The organism is Synechococcus sp. W60.3, assembly GCF_047502615.1.
In the GTDB taxonomy this organism is placed as follows: Bacteria; Cyanobacteriota; Cyanobacteriia; order Thermostichales; family Thermostichaceae; genus Thermostichus.
Window position 1 is genome coordinate 1,706 of the sequence record NZ_JANSHJ010000020.1, and the last position, 20,719, is coordinate 22,424.

At 59.8% G+C, this 20,719-nt stretch carries 17 protein-coding genes, 1 tRNA gene and 1 pseudogene; 7 read left to right on the plus strand and 12 right to left on the minus strand.

Annotated elements, in window-relative coordinates:
- Nucleotides 1-13: 13 nt before the first annotated feature.
- The 3 genes from NW846_RS08220 to NW846_RS08230 all read right to left on the minus strand — a co-directional run bounded on the left by NW846_RS08220 (nucleotide 14) and on the right by NW846_RS08230 (nucleotide 2,135).
- Nucleotides 14-1,270, minus strand: a complete 1,257-nt coding sequence (locus tag NW846_RS08220; RefSeq protein ID WP_414515744.1) for an RNA-guided endonuclease InsQ/TnpB family protein — start codon at nucleotides 1,268-1,270, stop codon at nucleotides 14-16.
- Complete coding sequence (locus NW846_RS08225) at nucleotides 1,158-1,775, minus strand: IS607 family transposase (RefSeq protein WP_414515735.1); 618 nt, start codon at nucleotides 1,773-1,775, stop codon at nucleotides 1,158-1,160. The genes NW846_RS08220 and NW846_RS08225 overlap by 113 nt, the downstream gene beginning before the upstream one ends.
- Nucleotides 1,776-2,061: 286 nt before the next feature.
- Nucleotides 2,062-2,135: transfer RNA gene (locus NW846_RS08230), tRNA-Pro, on the minus strand.
- Nucleotides 2,136-2,345: 210 nt separating this feature from the next.
- Between NW846_RS08230 and rpsB the strand changes: the two genes are divergently transcribed.
- The 4 genes and pseudogenes from rpsB (at nucleotide 2,346) to queG (ending at nucleotide 6,847) form a co-directional block, all read left to right on the plus strand.
- Nucleotides 2,346-3,149: a 30S ribosomal protein S2 gene (rpsB, locus tag NW846_RS08235; protein WP_011430474.1), complete on the plus strand. Its 804-nt coding sequence runs from the start codon at nucleotides 2,346-2,348 to the stop codon at nucleotides 3,147-3,149.
- Between the two features lie 175 nt (nucleotides 3,150-3,324).
- Nucleotides 3,325-3,969 (plus strand): annotated as a pseudogene (tsf, locus tag NW846_RS08240) (translation elongation factor Ts); the annotation flags it as partial.
- Between the two features lie 410 nt (nucleotides 3,970-4,379).
- Nucleotides 4,380-5,795 (plus strand): amidohydrolase, encoded by a 1,416-nt coding sequence (locus NW846_RS08245; protein WP_414346972.1) that lies wholly within the window; start codon nucleotides 4,380-4,382, stop codon nucleotides 5,793-5,795.
- Between the two features lie 8 nt (nucleotides 5,796-5,803).
- Nucleotides 5,804-6,847: a tRNA epoxyqueuosine(34) reductase QueG gene (gene queG, locus NW846_RS08250; RefSeq protein ID WP_276307354.1), complete on the plus strand. Its 1,044-nt coding sequence runs from the start codon at nucleotides 5,804-5,806 to the stop codon at nucleotides 6,845-6,847.
- 10 nt (nucleotides 6,848-6,857) lie between these two features.
- Here queG and NW846_RS08255 read toward each other — a convergent pair whose 3' ends face one another.
- Nucleotides 6,858-7,142, minus strand: coding sequence for a zinc ribbon domain-containing protein (locus tag NW846_RS08255; RefSeq protein ID WP_206336883.1), 285 nt, complete (start codon nucleotides 7,140-7,142; stop codon nucleotides 6,858-6,860).
- A 403-nt stretch (nucleotides 7,143-7,545) separates the two neighbouring features.
- Here NW846_RS08255 and NW846_RS08260 point away from each other — a divergent pair, with 403 nt between their 5' ends.
- Together NW846_RS08260 and NW846_RS08265 are read left to right on the plus strand one after the other, a co-directional pair.
- A complete protein-coding gene (locus NW846_RS08260) occupies nucleotides 7,546-7,689 on the plus strand; it encodes a hypothetical protein (protein ID WP_168175288.1) in 144 nt (47 codons plus the stop codon).
- 222 nt (nucleotides 7,690-7,911) lie between these two features.
- A complete protein-coding gene (locus NW846_RS08265; protein WP_168174235.1) occupies nucleotides 7,912-8,418 on the plus strand; it encodes an AAA family ATPase in 507 nt (168 codons plus the stop codon).
- Here NW846_RS08265 and dnaN read toward each other — a convergent pair.
- The 6 genes from dnaN to rnz form a co-directional block, all read right to left on the minus strand.
- On the minus strand, nucleotides 8,415-9,779 hold the full coding sequence (dnaN, locus tag NW846_RS08270) for a DNA polymerase III subunit beta (protein ID WP_099835900.1): 1,365 nt from the start codon (nucleotides 9,777-9,779) through the stop codon (nucleotides 8,415-8,417). The genes NW846_RS08265 and dnaN overlap by 4 nt on opposite strands.
- Nucleotides 9,780-10,597: 818 nt before the next feature.
- Nucleotides 10,598-11,638: a tRNA dihydrouridine synthase DusB gene (dusB, locus tag NW846_RS08275; protein WP_099836037.1), complete on the minus strand. Its 1,041-nt coding sequence runs from the start codon at nucleotides 11,636-11,638 to the stop codon at nucleotides 10,598-10,600.
- Nucleotides 11,639-11,701: 63 nt separating this feature from the next.
- On the minus strand, nucleotides 11,702-11,917 hold the full coding sequence (gene rpsR, locus NW846_RS08280; protein ID WP_011430485.1) for a 30S ribosomal protein S18: 216 nt from the start codon (nucleotides 11,915-11,917) through the stop codon (nucleotides 11,702-11,704).
- Nucleotides 11,918-11,946: 29 nt separating this feature from the next.
- A complete protein-coding gene (gene rpmG, locus NW846_RS08285) occupies nucleotides 11,947-12,141 on the minus strand; it encodes a 50S ribosomal protein L33 (protein ID WP_011430486.1) in 195 nt (64 codons plus the stop codon).
- Between the two features lie 89 nt (nucleotides 12,142-12,230).
- Entirely contained in the window at nucleotides 12,231-13,085 is an 855-nt protein-coding gene (locus NW846_RS08290) for an RDD family protein (RefSeq protein ID WP_228375219.1), read from the minus strand.
- 47 nt (nucleotides 13,086-13,132) lie between these two features.
- Nucleotides 13,133-14,089 carry a ribonuclease Z gene (gene rnz, locus NW846_RS08295; RefSeq protein ID WP_041439069.1) on the minus strand — a complete coding sequence of 319 codons (957 nt, stop codon included), beginning with the start codon at nucleotides 14,087-14,089 and terminating at the stop codon, nucleotides 13,133-13,135.
- Nucleotides 14,090-14,229: 140 nt separating this feature from the next.
- Between rnz and NW846_RS08300 the strand changes: the two genes are divergently transcribed.
- Entirely contained in the window at nucleotides 14,230-14,586 is a 357-nt protein-coding gene (locus NW846_RS08300) for a HesB/IscA family protein (protein ID WP_011430489.1), read from the plus strand.
- Here the strand turns inward: NW846_RS08300 and NW846_RS08305 are convergent, their stop codons facing one another.
- Entirely contained in the window at nucleotides 14,587-15,816 is a 1,230-nt protein-coding gene (locus tag NW846_RS08305; protein WP_414346971.1) for a response regulator, read from the minus strand.
- Nucleotides 15,803-20,542 carry a PAS domain S-box protein gene (locus tag NW846_RS08310; RefSeq protein ID WP_414515738.1) on the minus strand — a complete coding sequence of 1,580 codons (4,740 nt, stop codon included), beginning with the start codon at nucleotides 20,540-20,542 and terminating at the stop codon, nucleotides 15,803-15,805. Before NW846_RS08310 ends, NW846_RS08305 begins: the two co-directional genes overlap by 14 nt.
- Between the last annotated feature and the right edge of the window lie 177 nt (nucleotides 20,543-20,719).

The window sequence follows — 20,719 nt, forward strand, 5'->3', positions numbered from 1 at the left end:
CTAGCTGATACATTTACGCTGAACACTGCTGAGCATTACTGCTCAGCGGTGAAGCGATAGCATTCTGTCCGTTTCCGTTGTCACTACGCGACGCTGACGCGACCGCGCTACTCGGACGGAGTCCAAACAGAAAGGCGGTATCCCGCAAAGCCCTGAGCATAACACCCAGAGCGCCTTGCCAATCTCGTGGTAGCCTATGGTTGCACTTTGGGCATCTAAACACCTTTGCGCCACCCAACTTAGTGTGGATGTGCCCGCACTTGGTACAGGTTTTGCTGGTGTACGCTTCCGATACTTCCACGACAACCACGTTTTTCTTCTTGGCTTGAAACTTCAGGAACTGCTTGAACCGATAGTGCGCCCAGGTGAGCATCGCCCTTGCTGTCTTGCTACCAAACTTCCTCCCTGCCTTGGCAACCATCTTGGCTGACTCGAAAGTGGGGAGGAATATCAATCGGTAGTTATCCGTGTTATCCGTTAGGAACGCCGCTACCTTGCGATGGCACTCGTCCACCAAGTTCCTGATTCTCTCCCGCAGACGAAACGCCGCTTGCCGCATTCGCCTACGCTTGAGTCTCGGCGCTTTGCTCAGCCTAGATTGCAGATCGTCTAGGTGGTAGCACAGCCGAACGATCCTGCCAAAGTCTCCCTTGGCGATATCTACAAAGCCCGCCCCATCAAACCCTGTAAGGAAACTTCTTACTCCAGGATCAAGTGCGATCACCCCCTTTGCTAACGAACACTGCTCGTTCACGGGCTCAGGAAAGATGGCATACCATCTGTCTTTCACCCGCATTAGCTCAGTTCCACGTGCCCATTCTCTGGGCATCTCCTCGGATGCACGGAACGCCAAACCTCGGGTGAGTTTCGGATACCACTTCCCATTGCGAAAGTTGCCGGCGTTGAATTGCAGCGTATGCGACCTGTCCCGCACACTGCGAAACCTCGCGTCTTTGCTTCGGCGAAACGCCAACCACGCCTCGACGACCGCGTTCTGCTTGATGTGGCAAGGGGCGTCCTTCACCCACCCGGGCAGGTCGGAGTGCAGGATGATGTCCCGCAGCTTTCTGGCCGTTTTTGGGGCACCATGCTGACGCTGATAGGCAATCGCTTGGTTGTAGCAGTACCGGCACGCCGCTTGCCACCGCTTCCAAACTTTAGCCAGCGCTGGCTCCGGATAAATCCGTATCTTTCTCGATTGCAGCCCGGTATTTTCTGAGTCCGTAGAGCCGACTGCTGAAGCAGTGCAGGATGGTGAGGATGTCCTCAACCAGTTCCTGTTGGGGAGAAAGGTGATCGTCATCGAGAACCAAGACTTCGCACCCGTATTGACGGCAGTACCACTCAACGAACTCAAATCCAAACCGGCAGAGTCGATCCCGGTGAGCGACCACAATCGTTCCGACGTCTCCCGCACGGACTCGTTCCAATAAGGCAAGGAACTTTGGTCTTTTGAAGTCGAGACCGCCGCCAACCTCTCCGACCACTTCGGCTCCAGGATAGAGGTTAACCAGTCTTGCAATCTGTCTTTCCAAGTCTGGTTTCTGTCCTCGACTGCTGACTCGGGCGTACAAAACGACTCGTTTGTCGTTTTTGGGCGCTCTGTTCGCGTCAGCGGGCCGGAGGCCAATGTAGCTGTCGAGGTCATACCTTCTCGCCCTACCGGATGGTGTACGTGTTGCATTGATCCAGCCCTTCTGTTCCCATCGCCTCAAGGTGTGGAGACACACCCCAAAATAATCCGCCGCTTCTCTCGGTTTTACATATCTAGCCATACCAAGCAGCCATACTGAACATACTGTACATTATTTTCAGTATAGTCCAGCGTATCATTGACTAGAGTCATGCTCCTGCCCCGGCGCGGGCGGCCAAGATGGAAGCCACCTAGGAGGCCCCGCACCACTAGCGCCAATGCAGCTTTCTTTCCAAGAGCAGTTTCCCTGCTCGCGCCAGCGGGACGGAGCCCTCAGAGCCCCTAGCTTCAGCCGCGGGGTAGTTTACCGCAATCCCCAAAAGAATGGCTTGACCCTGCCACTAGAAAGGGGCTCTCTCTAATTCCAGTCGGAGCGAAAGGATTTGAACCTTCGACCCCCACTACCCCAAAGTGGTGCGCTACCAAGCTGCGCTACGCCCCGACGCACCTAAGCCAGAGAAAATCTCTGGAGGTGCTTTACCAGTTTAGCTTCTAGAACCGGATCCCGGCAAGTGCAAGGCCTTGGTTACCGGATCCTGTAGAACACATGCTAGCATAGCTGAGCTGTCAAAATACCACACGCCCGAACTACCGGGTGTCCTCAACGGGGATCCGTTCGGGCGGAGGCTAACCCGTAGGAGATAACCAACTCATGAGCGTAGTCAGTTTGCCTCAACTGCTGGAGGCAGGGGTACACTTCGGCCATAAGGCCAGCCGCTGGAACCCCAAGATGCGGCCCTACATTTTCGCCGAGCGCAACGGCATTCACATCATCGACCTGGTGCAGACGGCCCGTTACCTCAACGAAGCCTATGAATACGTGCGGGAGGGGGCCGAAAAGGGGTGGCGTTTCCTGTTTGTCGGCACCAAACGGCAAGCCGCCGGGATCATCGCCCATGAGGCCACTCGCTGTGGCAGCTACTACGTCAACCAGCGCTGGCTGGGGGGCATGCTCACCAACTGGGCCACCATCAAAACCCGCATCGACCGCCTCAAGGAAATCGAGGAGATGCAGAGCAGCGGCCTGCTGGATCGCCTGCCTAAGCAAGAAGCGGCCCGCCTAAAACGGGAATTGGCCAAGTTGGAGAAGTACTTGGGCGGCATCAAAACTATGCGCAAGCTCCCCGACGCGGTAATCATCGTCGATCAGCGGCGGGAGGCCAACGCCGTTCAGGAATGTATCAAGCTCAAGATTCCGATCATCTCGCTGCTGGATACCAACTGCGATCCTGACCTGAGCGATGTCTTCATCCCCTCTAACGACGACGCCATCCGAGCGATTAAGCTGATTGTAGGCAAGCTGGCCGATGCCATCTACGAAGGGCGACATGGGCAGCTCGACACAGTCGAAGAGGATGAGTACGACTACGAGGGGGCCATGGACATGGATCTAGAGGATGACATTCTGGAAGATGTGGAGGATGAAGAGGAGGGGGATCCCGAGCAGGGAGAGTAACCCTTGGGCCGAGGGTGGGGATCCTGGGTGGTTCGAGTTGCTCCCTGTCCATCCTTTCTCCAGAAGCCTGTATCCTTAAAATCCAGATTCATCCTTTGTTCTGCTCCTGCCTATCCTCTGCATCCGGTCACATCCTTTCTGCCTCTTTGTACGATGTGAGATTTGAGGAACCCTCATGAGTATTGATGCCAAATTGGTCAAAGAGCTGCGCGAAAAGACGGGCGCAGGCATGATGGACTGTAAAAAAGCCCTGGAAGAGTCCGGTGGCGATATGGAGAAAGCCATCACCTGGCTGCGGCAGAAAGGGTTGGCAGGGGCAGCCAAAAAGGCCAGTCGCGTGGCGGCTGAGGGGGTTGTCGATAGCTACATCCACTTCGGCAACCGGATCGGTGTGTTGGTGGAGGTGAACTGCGAGACGGATTTTGTGGCCCGCAACGAAGACTTTAAGAAGCTGGTGCAAGATATTGCCAAGCAGATTGCCGCCTGCCAAAGCGTGGAGTACGTCAGCATTGACCAGATCCCTCCCGAAGTGGTGGAGCGGGAAAGGGCCATCGAGATGGGCAAAGAGGATCTGGCCAGCAAGCCTGAAAACGTGCGGGAAAAGATCGTGCAGGGCCGCATCGAGAAGCGCCTGAAAGAGCTGTCCTTGATGGATCAGCCCTTTATTAAAGATTCCTCGATTACCGTAGAGGAATTGGTGAAGCAGCACATTGCCAAGCTAGGGGAAAACATCCGGGTGCGGCGGTTTGCCCGCTTCGTCTTGGGAGAAGGGATCGAGAAACAAGAAGCGGATTTTGCCGCTGAGGTGGCCGCTCAGGCCGGTCTCAAGCCAGCACAGCCAGCGCAAGTGGCAGAAGTTGCAGCCGCTCCTCCCGCAGAACCTGTGGCTGACCAACCTGCTGCCGAACCTCCAGCAGAGTCCGTTGCCCCAGAACCCGTCGTCGCAGAATCTGCTGACGCAGAGCCAGCGCCTGCTGCTGAGGGCAAGCCCTCCAAAAAGGGCTCCACCAAGAAGAAGAAATAAGCCCATTCCACGCTGCGGATGGATCCCTGAATTCACCCCGATTGGTGGAAGCAGCCTACTCGGTGGGCCTCTCCACCCTGAGGGGGGCTGGCTAGGTGGTGACTTCCTCACGGGAAGCGTCCTGGGAGGGTATTTGGGGCTTTCCTCCCTTTTTGCCTTGGCACGGCAAAGTGTGAACTGAAGAACAGCTCTTTTGATTGCTGGCCATGAGCTACCTTTTGCGCAATGTGCTGATTCCCACCGCCACCGGCTACGAGACTACAGATGTCCGCATTGAAGGGGAGCGGATCGCTGCCATCGGCAAAGAGCTGGCGGCAGTGGGCCCAGATGGCGTAGAGCTCGATGCCCACAACAAGCTTTTGTTGCCCGGCTTTGTCAACGCTCACACCCACTCTTCGGAGCTGTGGCAAAGAGGGATCATCCCGCCCTACCCGCTGGAGCTGTGGCTGGCACAACTGCACGAGTACGCGCCCCCGGATCCAGAAAAGATTTATCTCAGCGCCCTGGCGACAGCGGTGGAAACCTTGCTCAGTGGCGGCACGACCGTAGTGGATCACCTAATCCTCATCCCTGGCCAGGAGCTGGCCACCCTCGAGGCGGCGGTGCGGGCCTACCGAGAAGTCGGGATCCGCGCTTTCATCGGCCCCCTGCTCCAGGATCAAGCCCTCTCTCAGGGGTTGCCCAGCGGCTCCTTTTCGGATCGGGAGCTGGAAACCTATCCTCTCTCCACAGCGGAGGTGTTGGCCATTGTGGAAGAGGCAGTGCAGCGCTTTCACCGGCCAGAGGAGGGCATCACGCTGATGGTGGCCCCCACCGGCATCCAACTCTGTTCTGACAAGCTGTTTGAGGGCTGCGCGGAGTTGAGCCAGAAGTATGGCCTCCCCCGCCATGCCCACCTGCTGGAAACCCGCGCCCAGCAGAGATTGGCCCAGGAAAAGTACGGCTGCAGCGCAGTCGAGCACCTGGAGCGCTTGGGCTACCTAGACCGGAGAACCTCGCTGGCCCACTGCGTCTGGCTTACCGATGCCGATATCGAGATCTTGGCCCGCACCGGCTCTACGGTTGTCCACAACCCCTTGAGCAACCTGCGCCTGGGCAGCGGCATCGCCCCCATCCTCAAGTACCGGCAGGCGGGGGTGAACGTGGCCTTCGGCTGCGATGGGTCAGCCAGCAATGACTCCCAGGATCTCCTGGAGGCCATTAAAATCGGCACCATCCTGCACAACATTACGGATCCCGACTACCGCCACTGGATCTCGCCGCGGGAGAGCATCGAGATGGCCTCTCGCGGTGGGGCCATTGGTCTAGGGCTGGGAGAGGAGCTGGGATCCCTGGAGGTGGGCAAGCAGGCGGATCTGGTGCTTTACGACCTCACCCAACTGTCGCTGTTGCCCCGCACGGATCCCATTGGTCTACTGGTGCTGGGCCGGCCCACCCAGGTGGTGCACAGCGTCTGGGTCAGGGGGAAGCGGGTGGTGGCCAACGGCGAGGTAACGACGGTGGATGTGGCCAAGCTGCGGCAGGAGCTGTTCGCTCACAGCACCTGGGATCCCTTCCATCGCTCGCAGCAGGCAGCACAACTGGAGGCCCGCTACCGCCAGGTGATGGGTCTGCCAGAATAGCCCTAGAATTGTCGGGGCCGACCGTGGGAGCAGCAGCCGATTGGGCCAGAGCCACCGAGCAGGTGAAGCGGCAGGCGCTGGCGCTGGGCTTTGACAAAGTCGGCATTGCCAGCGCGGCGGATCCCCCTGACTTGACGAGCTTGCGGGCCTGGCTGGCCGCGGGCATGGCCGCCGACATGGCCTGGATGGCCGATCCCCGGCGAATGGATCCAGAGCGGGTGCTGCCGGGAGTACAATCTCTGGTCTGTGTGGCCCTCAACTACTACACCCCCACCTGCCACAGCCGGGATCCAGCTAAAGGCAAGATCTCCCGCTACGCGTGGGGGCGGGACTACCACCGCGTGTTGGGACGGCGGCTGAAGCAGCTCCACCTCTGGATGCAGGCCCAGTTTCCGGACTACCGCGGTCGATTCTACGTCGATACCGGCCCAGTGGCGGAAAAGCCCTGGGCCATGCAGGCGGGCTTGGGCTGGATCGGAAAAAACGGCCTCTTGCTTACCCGCGAATACGGCTCCTGGGTATTTCTGGGGGTAATCCTGACCACTCTCCCGTTGATCCCCGACCGGCCCCACACCGCCCACTGTGGCACCTGTAGCCGCTGTCTGGAGGCCTGCCCCACCCAGGCCATTGTCAGCCCAGGGGTGGTGGATTCCCGCCGCTGCATTGCCTACCACACCTTGGAAAGCCACGCCGAGCAGATCCCTGCCGAGATCGCCCAGAACCTACACAACTGGGTGGCCGGCTGCGACATCTGCCAAGAGGTCTGCCCTTGGAACCAGCGCTTTGCCCGGCCCAGCCGGATCCCCGATTTTCAGCCTTACCCTTGGAATGTTGCCCCCGATCTCCAAGAACTGGCGCGGATTGGCGACGAGGAGTTCGACCGCAGGTTTCCCGCCTCTGCCCTGCGCCGCCTCAAGGCCCACCGGCTGCGCCGCAACGCCCAAGCCGCTCTCAGCGGCCATTCGGGCTCCACAGCCCACAGCAACGATTTGGAAGCCCATACTCCCGTTCCTCACCCTGAAGCGCTCCGCGCCGCTGACGCGAACGGGTAGAGGGCGGGCTTCATGGCTTACGCCACGCTTCGCGAACAGGGATCCCTGCTATCGCAGCGGGCGTTTCCTGAGCTTTAAGAACGGGATGCCCCACCGCTCTGGATTTGATTCCCCTCGCCAAGTTGTGATCCCGTGACAGGCTTAGCCCGCAGTAGGGGCAATCGTGCCACCTTTCGTGGAGTTTTTTGGGAACCACCTGACCACACCCAGAACACTCTTGACTCATGCCGTTTGGATTCCCTGCAATCGTCAACAGCCCAGCTCTTTCAGTCGTCCACGCCCTAGCACCCCCTATTGGCTTCCCCTCTTCTCAGACCCTAACCCTGCCTGGATAACGATTACGAAGACTATTACCCCAGCTACCGGCACAACCTACTGCAATCCGGGTGGAAACCCCTGTACCGCCATTTCGATGCCGAGTATTCCTGTGCGGGATCCCTGGGCGTTGGCCGAAAAATTTTTGGAGATGTGTGCAGCGATATTGCCAATGCGGTAGGACGTAGAGAGTACAGCGCGCTTCTCAACTTTCAGAGAATACCTGTTACAAGATCGAAGGGTTTTGGAATAGCGTCACTCCACCTCTGCCCAGCCCCGACCATACAGTATTTCATGATCAGCTCTCCACGCAGACGCCGATTCAGCAGCAGGTGAGCCGGGATCAAGTTCCCATCGATGACGTTTTAAGGCGCCTGCAGGAAATGACCGTTCTCAGAGTTTTAGCGCATCTGGGGCGACTGGTGCAGTTGGCGCAATTCCATATGGAGCGCTACTTCTACCATCCAGTCGAGCGGTTCAGCAGTTGGGAGGAAATCAGCAGCCTGGGCACCACCTATGCCTTCTGACCGGAGCCGCAGATTTGGCTACAAGTTCAGGCCACCTATCACAACTGCCGCCGCTACACCCTGCTGGGCGTGGCTCTCAGGCCCTTGTTCGCAAGGTTACTTACAATCTGGCAGTGATGGTGAGCGGCTACCAAAGCCGGATCGGGCAAATCCACAGCCCCTATCCAATCAGTTCTTTTCCCACCGAAATTCAGGCCTTTGCAGCTTCTACAGCAGGAGCGATTGGCGGTCTTGGTGCACGGGATCCCGGGTACGGGCAAAACGGGATGGACGCAGGCAGTGACCCACGAGCTGCTGGGGCCCCTGCGCTATGCGGTGCTCATCTTGGATCACGAAGCCGTGCAGGAGTTCATCGCGCCCCCCTACCTGGAGGGGGTCTGCCTGATCATCAACGAAGCCGATCACCTCGCCCAAGACCGAGCCAGCGAGGTAGCCCAGCAGAGCACCAAAACCGAACGCATCCTCAGCCTGTTAGATGGCACCCTTCACCAAAGCGTGCTCGCTCCCGATTATCTCGACTGCGAGCAGAGGTTGGTGGTGTTAATGACCTGCAACACGACCGAGCGCCTGGAGCCGGCCGTTTTGCGCCAAGGGCGGGTGGACTTGGTGCAGGAGTTTACCCACCGGTTTGCTCGAGCTGCTATCGGCAGCCACCTGTTCTCCTCTCCGGACAGGTCAGGGGAGCAACTGAGGCCAATCTTCGATTTGGGTCAGGCTGGGGTGGGCTAGGTAGCCCGCAGTTGAACCGGCATGACCAAATAGCAGAGGCGCGTCGCTCCAATCGGCTTCCAGATGGCCGGCTGGGTAGCGCCGTTCAGCTCCAGGCTCACCTGCTGTGTATGAAACACCTTAAGGGCCTCCAGCAGGTAGCGCACATTAAAAGCCAGCTCCAGGTCAGGGCCGGACATCTGTACCGGCAGAGATTCCTCGCCGCTGCCCACATCGGGCGCCTCGGTGCTGATGCGTAGGGTTTGGGTTGCCTCAGAAAGGTTGAACTTGATGATGTCGTTCCGCTGGGCAGCAAACACCCCCACTCGCTCCAAGGACTCGATCAAAGGCCGACGCTCCAGGGTTACATGCCGCTCAAATTGCCGGGGGATCAGGCGGTTGTAGTCGGGGTACTGGCCCTCCAAAAGGCGGCTGGTAATCCGCTGCTGGCACTGAGCGCTGCCGGCGCCAGGGGGCAAAATAAATTGCACCTGCGACCGGTCAAACCGCAGTTCCACCGCGGAGGCGGCCGTCTGGGCGCCGAGGATGCGCTCCACCTCTCGTAGAGTCCGAGCGGGAATGGTGAAATCCAGCTTCGTCCCCCCAGCCGCCAAATCAACTGGGATCCCTTCCGCCTCCACCTGAACTATCGCCAGGCGATGTCCATCGGTGGCCGCAAACTCCAGCCGCGGCGGATCCCCGGTCAAGAGCTTGACATGTACACCCGTAAGCACTTGCTTGGTGTCATCACCGGAAGCGGCAAAGAGGGTTTGGCCAATCCCTTGCAGCAGGCTCTCGATGGGCAGCTCAAGGATCTGGGCGGCTAAGCTCTCCTCCTCAGCATCGGCATCGGCAGTACGGGGCGCTATCTCGGGCAACGTGGGATACTCTTCCGCAGGCATGCCGCGTAGCTGGTACTGGCCGGCGGCCGATGTAAGGGTCACGGCAGCGCTCTCCGGCACTTGGCTGAGGCCGATCGGGCCGCTAGGCAAACGGCTGACGATGTCGCTGAGCAGCTTGGCCGGCAGAGTGGTGCGACCGGATCCCTTCACCTCGGCCTCGAACTCGCTGCGAATGCCCAAGTTCAAGTCAAAGGCCGTCAGGGCAACCCGCTGTGCCTCTGCACTTGCCTCTACCAGCACGTTGGCCAAAACTGGCAGGGCAGGACGGCTGGCAACGGCTCGGCTAACTGCAGCAAGGTGGTGGCTGAGCTCAGCTTGCTCACAGGTGAAGCAAAGACAACCGGCAGGTAGGTCGACAGCCTTGCCGAAGGACTCTGTCCTGTTGACGGGGAAGGGATCCCCAGACCTGCCGTCGCGCGGGGCAGACGCGGGCGATCCGGTTTCGACTTCCCAATCCGCAGGACGTTGAGCTTGCACCATCAGGGGACTTGCGAGCTGAATACGCCTATCCTACACCGCCTGCTTCCCACGGATCCCTCCCTGCCCAGACGAGTTTTGCAAAAAATTTTCCTCGCGCGCGCAGGATAAAGTTAAAAATCACGATCCCTACCCAATTTAATTTTTTAATCTAGTAGTAGTAGGGGCTGTGGAAACTGTGGAAATTGATCGGAAAAACCTTGCGCCACAAGCTTTTGATCGTATTCCCCACCTGTGGAAAAACTGTGGATAACTTGGCCAACTTTCCACAAGGTATAAATACTCTGTGGATAACTCGGGAGGTTTTTCCACAAGTTTTCCACAGATTTTTGAAGTTTTCCACAAGTTTTCCACAGGCTGAGGGGGATGAAAATGTTGCTATTCCCTGACAAATTTATAAAACTTAACGTACGACCAGTGTGGGATGCTCTAATCTAGTGGTTCGTTGCTCTAGATGTGGTCTGGGGATCCCATGAAGGCTGGGGGCGGCCTTCGGGGGATTTCCACAGGTTTTCCACAGGCTGCTCGGGAAAACCGTGGCAGCCTGCGGGAGGCTGGCCAGGCCCGCCAGACCAAAAGCTCGCATCGAGCTCAGGTGCGGCTGAAGCTGCTGACCGCGAGCTTCTGTTTGGCATGGTTACTGTCATTTCGGCCTCAGCCGGAGCAGTTTGCTTATGCTCAACTGCCCATAGCAAGTCAGGGTCGCTTCTCCAGAAGCGTGGATGCCTTGTTTCAAGATGAAAACGACCGTTTGCAAACGGCGGTCAAAGACCGATTGGCTACCGCCCAGCCGTCAGGGTAAAAGGATCCCCCACTCAATTTCAGGTAGTCTCTTCAAATTGCTCTTCGTTTGAGTCTTCAGTTACTTCTTCCGGTTGCAGCGGGGCCTCTTGGCAGCGCTCCATGGCCTGAAGCAGAAGGGCTTCCCCTTCTTGCAAGGTTTCGATGCGACAGAGAAGGGCGCGAAACTGAGAGGCGCCGGCAAAATCCTTGATGTACCAGGTCATGTGCTTGCGGGCCTGACGGATGCCACGTTCTCCCTTATACTCCCAGAGGCCCCGCAAGTGTTCTAAAGCCATTTGAATCCGATCCAGGGGGGTAGGAGCCGGCCTTTCTTGGCCGGTTTTCAGGAAGTGATCGATTTGCCCCACCAGGAAGGGGTAGCCCATCGTGCCGCGGGAGCACATCACCCCGTCGGCTCCGGTCTCCTCCAGACACTTTACCGCTGCATCAGTCGAGAAAATATCGCCGTTGGCGATCACCGGAATGCGTAAGTGCTCTTTGACCCGGCGGATCCAATCCCAGCGAGCCTTGCCGCTAAAGCCCTGGGCGCGTGTGCGGCCATGCAAAGTAAGCAGTTGCGCTCCAGCCTCCTGCAGCCGATGGGCAAAATCCAGAATGTTGATCTCCTGATCTGACCAGCCCAGGCGAGTTTTCACTGTAACAGGTACAGGTACAGCCTTGGCCACCGCTTCCACAATCCGGGCTGCCGTGTCCGGCTCCCGCAGCAGGGCAGAGCCGCCGCCGTTTCTGGTAATCTTGTTTACTGGGCAGCCCATGTTGATATCCACCAAGGTCGCCCCCTCATCCACGGCCATGCGAGCCGCTTCGGCCAAAAAGTGGGGCCGGCAGTCGAACAACTGGATGCCGATGGGCTGTTCTCCTTCACCCACTTCCATAATGCGGGGCAGCTCGCGGGCATAGTGCAACCCGGTGGCGTTCACCATCTCGGTGTAGACCAGGCTTTGCGGGGCAAAGCGGCGTACCAACCCCCGAAACACTTTGTCGGTTACGCCTGACAGGGGTGCCTGAAAGACACGACTAAAAACCTTTACCCCCCCAATCTCAAGGGGCTGGGCCATTCGAGCTTGCAATTGCGGCGAAAGCTGCAGGCTCATCGGGATCCGGAGAAAGCAGACAGCAACTTACCCTTCTTTGTTGACAAAGTAGAGAAGGCCTAGGATGCGCGCTTGTTTGATGGCTTTGGAGACTTGCCGCTGCTGCTTGGCAGTCAGCCCCGTGATGCGGCGGGGCAGGATCTTGCCGCGCTCGGTTACAAATTTCTTGAGCAGCTCAACATCGGTGTATTTGATCGGCTCTCCCGGTTTGATGGGAGACAGGCGGCGACGAGCGTAAACCATAGGTCAGGAGAACGGTAAAGCGTCTTGAACTATTTGATCTCTTTATGGACGGTGTGGCGGTTGCACTTGGGGCAGAATTTCTTCAGCTCCAAGCGGGCCGTGGTGTTACGGCGATTTTTGGTGGTGGTGTAGCGGTTTACCCCCGGAGAACGTTTGTTGACGTTGGTGCGGCACTCCGTACATTCCAGGGTAATGATGATGCGGGCACCCTTTGCTTTGGCCATAGTGGATCCCAAGATGGAGGTGAAAGTCGGCTCGAGATCCCCAAAACCCCAGCCAACGAGGTTGGAGATGGGCTACCTCGCAAGCGCGATCACCAATTATCCAACTTTTCTTTGACGGAATCAACCCAGTTTTTGACTTGCCTGCCGGTTTGTTGGCGGAGGGCGCGGGTGTTCCGATCCACGTCCCTGCTCAGGCGCTGCATCTGTCTGGAAAGATCGCGCACAGTTTCGTTGCGCTGAGCTTTGCGCAACAGGTCGCGAGCAGCGGACTTGACGTCCTCGGCGGCTTCTCCCTCCAGAATTTCCTGCAGCAGCCGCAGGGCTTTTTCATCCAGGTGGTAGCCTCGCTCCGATTCCACCACCAGGGTGCGTCCGGCGCGGTCGTGGATGCTCTGGCGTTTTTCTTTATCGAAAAGGGCGAACAGGCCATCGGCAGCCAAAGGCACCAGCAGGGCTTCCGTGAGGATAAACAGCGAGAGCACCCCTTCGCGGGCCAGGGAGCGCACCAGATGGGGTGAGGCCTCGGTTTCGGGATCCAGGGTTTTGAGGTTCAGCAGCCATTTGCCGAGGCTTTGGCCGGCGGGGCGGGATTGGAAGTAGCCGCGGTTCACCAACCAGGTGGCAAAAAAGGCGATGTAGCCGGTCATATCCACGGCGCCCGCATCGGCTCCCACCAGGGAAGCCAGGCCCTGCGCCAGGTAGGAGACCCCCAGCCCCAGCCCAAAATCCAGGGCAAAGGCTCCGATCCGTTTGCCCCAGGGGGCCAGTTTGGGCAGGGTTTCCTCAGCCTGGGGGACGCTGGCTGCTTGAGAAGCCGGTCGCTCGGCTTGCACAGGAGGCAGAGAGGTGGCGGGGGGCAAGGCGCTGAAGGCCTGCCACTCGCTGGCGTTTTGCTCCAGTTGCTCGGTTTTGGGCCGTTCGGGATAGGGTCTGGGATCCGTCATCGCAGGTTGAGGCTGTCGGTCCTATCATTCTAGCTAGCAAGGCAGGTCTAGACTCCCACCGGCAGGGGAGCGGGGCTGCGGCGCGGGATCTCGTAGGTCATCCGATCCCGGGCCAGGATGGTGTTGGGAAAAATGGCCCGGGCTTCGGCCAGCAGGTCTTCCAAAGTGATAGGGCCCTCTGAGGTGTAGCGGGGGCTGAAGTGGGTGAGGATGAGGGTCTGGGCCTTGGCTTCGGCGGCCACCCGCGCGGCCATGGCGGCGGTGGAGTGCTTGGCGCGCTCGGCTAGCTCCCGATCCGCTTCGGCGTAGGTGGCCTCGTGGATGACCAGATCGGCGGCGCGAGAGAGATCGACGGCGTTGCGGCAGAAGATGGTGTCGGTGCAGTAGGAGAACTTGCGCCCTGGGATCGGAGCCCCTACGTAATCTCGCCCGTGGAACCAGCGGCCTTGCCAGAGGATGGATTGGCCGGCCTTGAGCTGCCCGTAGAGAGGGCCGGGCGGGATCCCGTCTGCCTGGGCTTTGGCCACGTCGAAGGTGCCGGGCCGGTCTTGCTCCACCACGCGGTAGCCGAAGGCGGGCACCCGGTGATCCAGGGGGGCGCAGAAGACCCAGTACTCGGGATCCTGAAGAATGAGCCCTGTTTCGACGGTGTGAACCCGGAAGGAATAGGGAATTCGGCTCTCGCTGTAGCGCAGCACCGTCTTCAGGTACTCTTCCAGGCCGGGGGGGCCATAGATGTCGATGTGTTGGGGGGTGCTGCCCAGGCCGCAGGAGGCCAACAGCCCTGGCAGGCCGTAGATGTGATCCCCGTGCATGTGGGTGATGAAAATGCGGCGCAACTGGCTGGGGCGCAGCTCGTCTAGCCGCAGCAGTTGGTGTTGGGTGCCCTCGCCACAGTCAAACAGCCACCATTCTGACCGCTGCGGAAACTGCACCGCCACGCCCGAGACATTGCGCTGGCGGGTGGGCATGCCGGAGCTGGTGCCCAGAAAGGTAACACGAATGGCGTTGGGATCCGTCACAAGGGCAGAACGTTAGGCTTGAGGAAACGGGATCCCTAGCTTATCAACTGTTCCTGCCGCGCGAGGGGAAAAGGCGGCCCAAAACCCCTGTTAGGATAAAAGTAAGTGTCAGCTTTCCCGCCATGATCACCTTGACCGAGAGCGCCATCCAAGAGCTAAAGCGGCTGCGCAGCAAGTATGAGAAAGAGGGATCCCAACCCATCTTGCGCCTGGGGGTAAAGCCCAGCGGCTGCTCCGGCCTCTCCTACACCATGAACTTCGAGCCCCAGGCCAACCCTGACGACCATACCTTTGACTTTGGCGAGATTCGGGTGGCGGTGGATCCCTTGAGCATGACCTTTATTCAAGGGCTGACTGTCGATTTCTCCGAGGATCTGTTGGGGGGCGGCTTCCGCTTCAAGAACCCCAATGCGGTGGCTAGCTGCGGCTGCGGCACTTCCTTTGCCACTGCCGAAACCGCCGCTGCCGTCGGCCACTGATCACGTCCTGCCAGAGGGCTTTAGGCTGGGCAGGCGCAGCAGGAAACATGTCCACCCCGCCTCGCTGGTTACTCGAATGTGACCCTGGAGACGCTCCACCCATTGCTTCACCAAGGCCAGCCCCAGGCCGCTGCCCGGCTGGGCCCAGGGATCCGCAGTGGGCACCCGATAAAAGCGCTCGAACAGGCGGGGCAACTGGTCGGGCGGGATCTGAGCGGTGTTGCCGATCCTGAACTCAACCCCTTCAGGGATTGGCTGAACCTCTAGACGAATCGTGCCACCTGGCTGGGTGAACTTGCAGGCGTTGTCCAGCAGCTCTTTGAGGATCTGGGTCAGGAGCTGCCGATGGCTGTAAAACCGCCAGGGGGAGGGGGGCAGATCCCCCACCTGCAGCGTGAGGGAGCGGGCCTGGGTGCATTGCTGCACCGACTCGATCAAGCTGTGCCAGAGGTGGGGCAGGTCAATAGCTGCAACGGCAGAGCCCAGGTCTTTCCCTTCCAGGCCCTGCAGATCCAATAGGCGGTTGATGAGCTGGATTTCGGCCTCGCACTCCTGCAGGGCAATGTCATGGTATTGCCGCTGCTTCTCGTTGAGGGGGGTGCGGCGCAGGAGTTCCAGGGCCAGCTTGATCTTGGTCAGGGGGGTGCGCAGCTCGTGGGAGACGGTGGCCAAAAAGTGGTCTTTGAGGCGGTTGAGCTGCTCCAGATCTGCCACCTGGCAGGCCAGTTGGGCGGTGCGCTCCTGTACCTTGGCTTCCAGTTCCTGGTTAAGCTGCTGCAGACGGCGCTGGGCCTGGTTGGCTTGCAGCAAGTGGCGCAGCCGCCGCTTCAAAACCGACCAGTGGATGGGCTTGGGGATGTAGTCGCTGGCGCCGGCTGCAAAGGCCTCGTTGACAAAGGTTTCGTCTTCCAAAGACGTGACGATTAAAATCGGCAAGTCCGGGTTTTGGGCGTGGAGGCGGCGGCAGCACTCAAACCCATCCAGATCCGGCATCACCGCATCGAGGAGCACCATGTCCGGCTGATAGCGGCTTGCAGCTTCTAGACACGCCAAGCCGCTGTCCGCTTCCACGAGTTGGTAGCCCTCCCGCTCCAGGGCGTAGCGAGTCAAAAGCCGCTGGCTGGGATCATCGTCGGCAATGAGGAGGAGAGGCCGCTTCTCTGCCGCAGCAGAGCTCGTTCCGGTCTGAGGAACGGATCCAGCCGAAAGGTTGCTCTCAAGCCTCTGCATGGGCCCCTGGAGAAGAAAGAAGCGGTCCTGGCGCGCTAGCCGATAATTCGAGGATAACCCGCTGGTACTCGGCTTCCAACCGCTGGAAGGCCTGCTCTATGGTATCCCAGTTTACAGAGTTGGCCGATGGCTTGCGAACGAGCTTTTCCAGCGCCTGGCAGCGTTGAGCTAAGAGCTTGGCCCCCAAGGTTCTGCTGCTGCCCTTGAGGCGGTGGGCCAGTTGGGCCACGGTTTGGACATCCCGGCTCTCCAGGGCCTGGCGCAGGGATCCCAGCAGGGCCTGGCTGTCTTGCCGGTAGGTTTGGATCATCTCCTGCCAGTCTTCCGGGGATCCCAGCATGCTCTGCAGGCTGGCCAGGGCAGCGGCATCCAGGGCCGGCTCTGGCTTTGGATCCCCGACAAAATCGAGAGCAGCTTCCTGGAGGGCCCGCTCCAGCACAGCCGGCTGCAGGGGCTTGGTCAGGTAGCCATCGACGCCGGCGGCTTCGGCAGCAGCGCGGCTTTCCAGGAAGGCATCGGCGGTGAGGGCGAGGATGCGCGGCTGGCGCTCTGGGGGAAGTTCGCTGCGGATGCGGCGGGTGGCGGCCAGGCCGTCCAGCTCCGGCATGTGCAGATCCATCAAGACCAGGTCGTAGGCGCGCAGTTGCAGCGCCTGCAGGGCTTCCAGGCCGTTGGCCACGATGTCCGGCTGATAGCCCAGCCGCTCCAGCATCAGGCGGATGACCTTTTGGTTGACGGGGTTGTCTTCGGCTACCAGGATGCGCAACGGGCAGCGGCTGGCCAGAGGGAGCTGGGGTTTCAAGTGGGAAGCAGCCGCCGGCACTTTTTCCTGGCCCAGCAGAGCCCGCAGTTGAGAAGCCCTGACCGGCTTACCTAAGGCAGGAAGAGAGCCAGCGCTTGCCAAAGCGGCTCTGCGATCCACCAGCAGCACAAGCCGCAGGGGGGGCTGCTCCTGTTGCAGAGCCCTGGCCAGGGCCAGTCCATCGCCGTCGGGCAGGCTGGTATCCACCAGGGCCAGCTCAAAAGTCTGGGCCTTGGCTATGGCTTGGGCTTCCGCCACCGTGCTGCAGGCTGTTACCTGCATCCCCCAGGACTGCAGTAGGCGCGCAAGAAGTTGCCGTTGGCTGGCGTTGTCTTCCACCAGCAAAACCCGCTGGCCGGCCAGAGCTGGGTCGGGGGTGGGGGTTGCCCAAAGGGCCGCATCCGGAAGCTTCAGGGGGATGCGGAAGCCAAAGGTGGATCCCTGACCCGGCTGGCTTTGCACCCAGATCGTTCCGCCCATGAGTTGACAGAGGCGCTGGCTGATGGCCAGCCCCAGGCCGGTGCCGCCGTACTGGCGGCTGATGGAGCTGTCCACCTGGCTGAAGGGCTTGAAGAGGCGATCCTGCTTTTCCGGCGGGATGCCGATGCCAGTGTCCTGCACCTGGAAGCTCACCCACTGCACCTGGGCCTGGGGATCTTGCTCTTGGGCCTCGACGGTCACCACCACCTCCCCTTGGGGGGTGAACTTGATGGCGTTGCTGAGGAGGTTGGCCAGGATCTGGCGCAGGCGGTTGGGATCCCCGACCAGGGTGGCCGGCAGGGCCGGATCCACCCAGGCCACCAGCTCCAGATCTTTGCTCTGGGCCTGGGCGGCCATGAGATCCAAGAGCTCCTCCATGAGCTGGGGCAAGGAGAAAGGCGTTTCCTCCAGCTCCAGCTTCTGGGACTCGATCTTGGAAAAATCCAAGATGTCGTTGATGAGGCTGAGCAGCACCTCGCTGCCGTAGCGGATGGTCTGCACCCAATCCCGCTGCTGGGCATCGAGAGAGGTATCCAGCAACAGGCCGGCCATGCCCATGATGGCGTTGATGGGCGTGCGGATCTCGTGGCTGATGGTGGCCAGGAACTCGCTCTTGGCGCGGTTGGCCGCCTCGGCAGCTTCCATAGCCGCCTTCATCTGCTCTTGGGCCTGTTTGGCCAGGGTGATGTCCCGCCCGGCGGCGTAGGCCAGGGATCCCGCCAAAGAAGCGCGCCACTCGATAAAGCGGTAGCTGCCGTCTTGGGTGCGGTAACGGTTGACAAAGCCATCCAGACGCCCTTCTTCCAGCAGCTTTTGCACTGCTTGCTGCGTGGCCGGCAGATCTTCCGGGTGCACCCATTCCCAGAAGGGATGCTGCTGCAGCTCCTCGAGGGAACGGCCCAGGGCGGCCTCCCAGGCCGGGTTGAGGCGGCGAAAATACCCCTCCTTGTCGGCAATGCAGAGCAAATCCAAAGCTACCGAGAAAAATTGCTCCAGCTCGGCTTCTGCCTGCTTGCGGGCGGTGATATCGACGGCGGTAAACACCCAGCAAGGGATCCCGCGCAAGACAAGGGGCTGCACAAACACGTCTTCCCAGACAACCTGGCCATCCTGCCGCTGCCATTGCCACTCAAAGCGGGCGGATCCCTGCTGGCGGGCCTGCTCCAAGTAGGGCTGCAAGGCAAACTCCCTCCCCTGCAAAGCCCGGCGATAGGGAGACTGCTCGCAAGCGTCGAAGGCCCGCAGCTCCTCCAGGCTGGAAAACCCGTAGGCGGCAATGGCTTGGGAGTTGGCCTCCAGGATCTCGCCGGTCTCGGCATGACGGATGAGGATGGCCACAGCGGCATTCTCAAACAGAGCCCGGAACTTCTGCTCGCTTTCCTGGACGGCCTGCTGGGATCGCACCCTGTCGGTTACATCGCGGACGATCACCACCACCTCTTGGGGGTTGAGGGGCACAATGCGCACCTCTTCGTGGCGGGTCTCCCCTTCAATCTCGATGCTTTGGTCGTAGCGCTGCCGCGTCTGGGTAGCTATAGCCTGCTGAACAAAGAAAAGCCGCCGCTCGGCCAATTCCGCTGGCAGGACCTCTTGGAGGGATCGGCCCACGTAGGTGTCGGGTGAGCCATAGGGAAGAACCTCGCCCCCCGAGATAAAGCTCAAGCAAATGCCCTGGCTATCAAGGCGGAAGATCAAGTCGGGAATGGCTTCTAGAATGGCTCGCTGCAGCTGTTCAGCGGCTTTCAAGGCCAGCTCCGCCTGCTTGGCTTCTGTAATATCCCGCACGATCACCAGGACTTCCTGGCTGTTGAGAGGAACAATGCGCGCCTCTTCGTAGCGTACCTCCCCTTGAACTTCAATGCTGTACTCGTAGCGCTGTTGGGTTTGGGTGGCCAGAGCCTGCTGAACAAAGAAAAGCCGCTGCTCGGCCAATTCCGCTGGCAGGACCTCTTGGAGGGATCGGCCCACGTAGGTGTCGGGTGAGCCATAGGGAAGAACCTCGCCCCCCGAGATAAAGCTCAAGCAAATGCCCTGGCTATCAAGGCGGAAGATCAAGTCGGGAATGGCTTCTAGAATGGCTCGCTGCAGCTGTTCAGCGGCTTTCAAGGCCAGCTCCGCCTGCTTGGCTTCTGTAATATCCCGCACGATCACCAGGACTTCCTGGCTGTTCAGAGGCACAATGCGGGCTTCTTCGTGGCGTACCTCCCCTCGGACTTCAATGCTGTACTCGTAGCGCTGTTGGGTTTGGGTGGCCAGAGCCTGCTGAACAAAGAAAAGCCGCTGCTCGGCCAGCGCTGGCGGCAGAATCTCCTGGAGGGATCGACCTAAGTGGCGCTCTGCTGGGCAGTAAAGATGGACATCGCCTCCGGGAATAGAGCTCAGGCAGATGCCCTGGCTATTCAGGCGAAGGATGAGGTCGGGGATGGCTTGGAGAATGGCCCGCTGGGTGGCTTCCATTTCTCTAAGGGCCAACTCCGCCTCTTTCCGCTTGGTGATATCCCGCACCAAAACGTAGACTCTATCTCTGCCATAGGCAACGACGCAAGCCTTCTGATAGCGGCGGATTGCCGGCTCAGACTCGTTTGCGGCAGCGGCGGGGAGCACCATTTCGTACTCCAGATACTGTGGCGTTTGAGTGGACAGGGCCCGCCCTGCTAAAAGCTGATACTGCTCTCCGAAAGAGCTGGGAAACACGTCTTGGGCGCGGCGACCCACACAAAACTCGGGCGGATGCTGGGTGGGGACGTGGGGAGAAGGCTTGCAGTTGAGAATCAGCCCCTCAGGGTCAATCTCGAAAATCAAATCCGGGATCGCCTCATAGAGGGCCCGGTAGCGCAACTCGCTTGCCTCCAGGGCTTGCTTGATCTGGACCTGCTCGCTGATGTCGCGGCTGGTGATGAGGATCCCGTCTCCCACCGGCACCACTTGGTGATGGATCCAACTGGCCTTCAAGCCCGGCTGCCCCGAAATGGGGAACTCCTCTTCCAGAGGAATGCCGGTTTCCACCACTCGCTTGTATTTCTCAAAAAAGCCCCCCCAGCGGTTGATGGGCAGCAGCTCGCACAGCCGCTGGCCGATGATCTGCCGGCGCTGGAGGGAAATGAGCTCTTCCCCCTTGGCGTTGACATCCACAAAGACAAAGTCGATGATCTCGCGGGTAACGGGATCCCGCACCGCCTCCAGCAGGTAAATAGCATCCAAGCTGGCTTCCAAGGCTGCCCGAAAACGAGCCTCTGGGCTGGGGGTGCCTCTAGGAGGTTGGAAGGGAAATCTTCGAGAAAGGGATCCCAGGATCCCTCTGAAGACAGAAAGCGGCTGACTTTCCCCCAGGCTGACGCCAAGCAGCAGGAGAGCCAAGAAGAGGGATCCCAGCAGCCAAAAGGCAAGGCCAGAGGGATCCACCAGGCCCACCGTTTTCCCTACCGCCCATAGCTCTCTGTGCATAGAACCCAGAGATTCCTGCCCCCTTTCCACAGTATCCCAGCAAGTCTTTCCAGCTTATCTTGGAGGTCAAAAGGGGAAGCTCAGCTAACTTGCGGAAATGGCCTCTGTACAACCACTTGAGGATAGCTTTTGGGGGAGACGAGCCTCTGCTCAGAGTTTCGTTTCTGGATGCAGCAG

Bases quoted from the DNA above. Each gene is read 5' to 3' on its own strand.
- rpsB (WP_011430474.1), top strand. From the start codon at position 2,346: ATGAGCGTAGTCAGTTTGCCTCAACTGCTGGAGGCAGGGGTACACTTC.
- rpmG (WP_011430486.1), bottom strand. From the start codon at position 12,141: ATGGCCAAAGCAAAGGGTGCCCGCATCATCATTACCCTGGAATGTACG.
- NW846_RS08310 (WP_414515738.1), bottom strand. From the start codon at position 20,542: ATGCACAGAGAGCTATGGGCGGTAGGGAAAACGGTGGGCCTGGTGGAT.
- dnaN (WP_099835900.1), bottom strand. From the start codon at position 9,779: ATGGTGCAAGCTCAACGTCCTGCGGATTGGGAAGTCGAAACCGGATCG.
- rpsR (WP_011430485.1), bottom strand. From the start codon at position 11,917: ATGGTTTACGCTCGTCGCCGCCTGTCTCCCATCAAACCGGGAGAGCCG.
- NW846_RS08225 (WP_414515735.1), bottom strand. From the start codon at position 1,775: ATGGCTAGATATGTAAAACCGAGAGAAGCGGCGGATTATTTTGGGGTG.
- dusB (WP_099836037.1), bottom strand. From the start codon at position 11,638: ATGGCCCAGCCCCTTGAGATTGGGGGGGTAAAGGTTTTTAGTCGTGTC.
- NW846_RS08300 (WP_011430489.1), top strand. From the start codon at position 14,230: ATGATCACCTTGACCGAGAGCGCCATCCAAGAGCTAAAGCGGCTGCGC.
- NW846_RS08245 (WP_414346972.1), top strand. From the start codon at position 4,380: ATGAGCTACCTTTTGCGCAATGTGCTGATTCCCACCGCCACCGGCTAC.
- NW846_RS08290 (WP_228375219.1), bottom strand. From the start codon at position 13,085: ATGACGGATCCCAGACCCTATCCCGAACGGCCCAAAACCGAGCAACTG.
- NW846_RS08305 (WP_414346971.1), bottom strand. From the start codon at position 15,816: ATGCAGAGGCTTGAGAGCAACCTTTCGGCTGGATCCGTTCCTCAGACC.
- NW846_RS08260 (WP_168175288.1), top strand. From the start codon at position 7,546: ATGACCGTTCTCAGAGTTTTAGCGCATCTGGGGCGACTGGTGCAGTTG.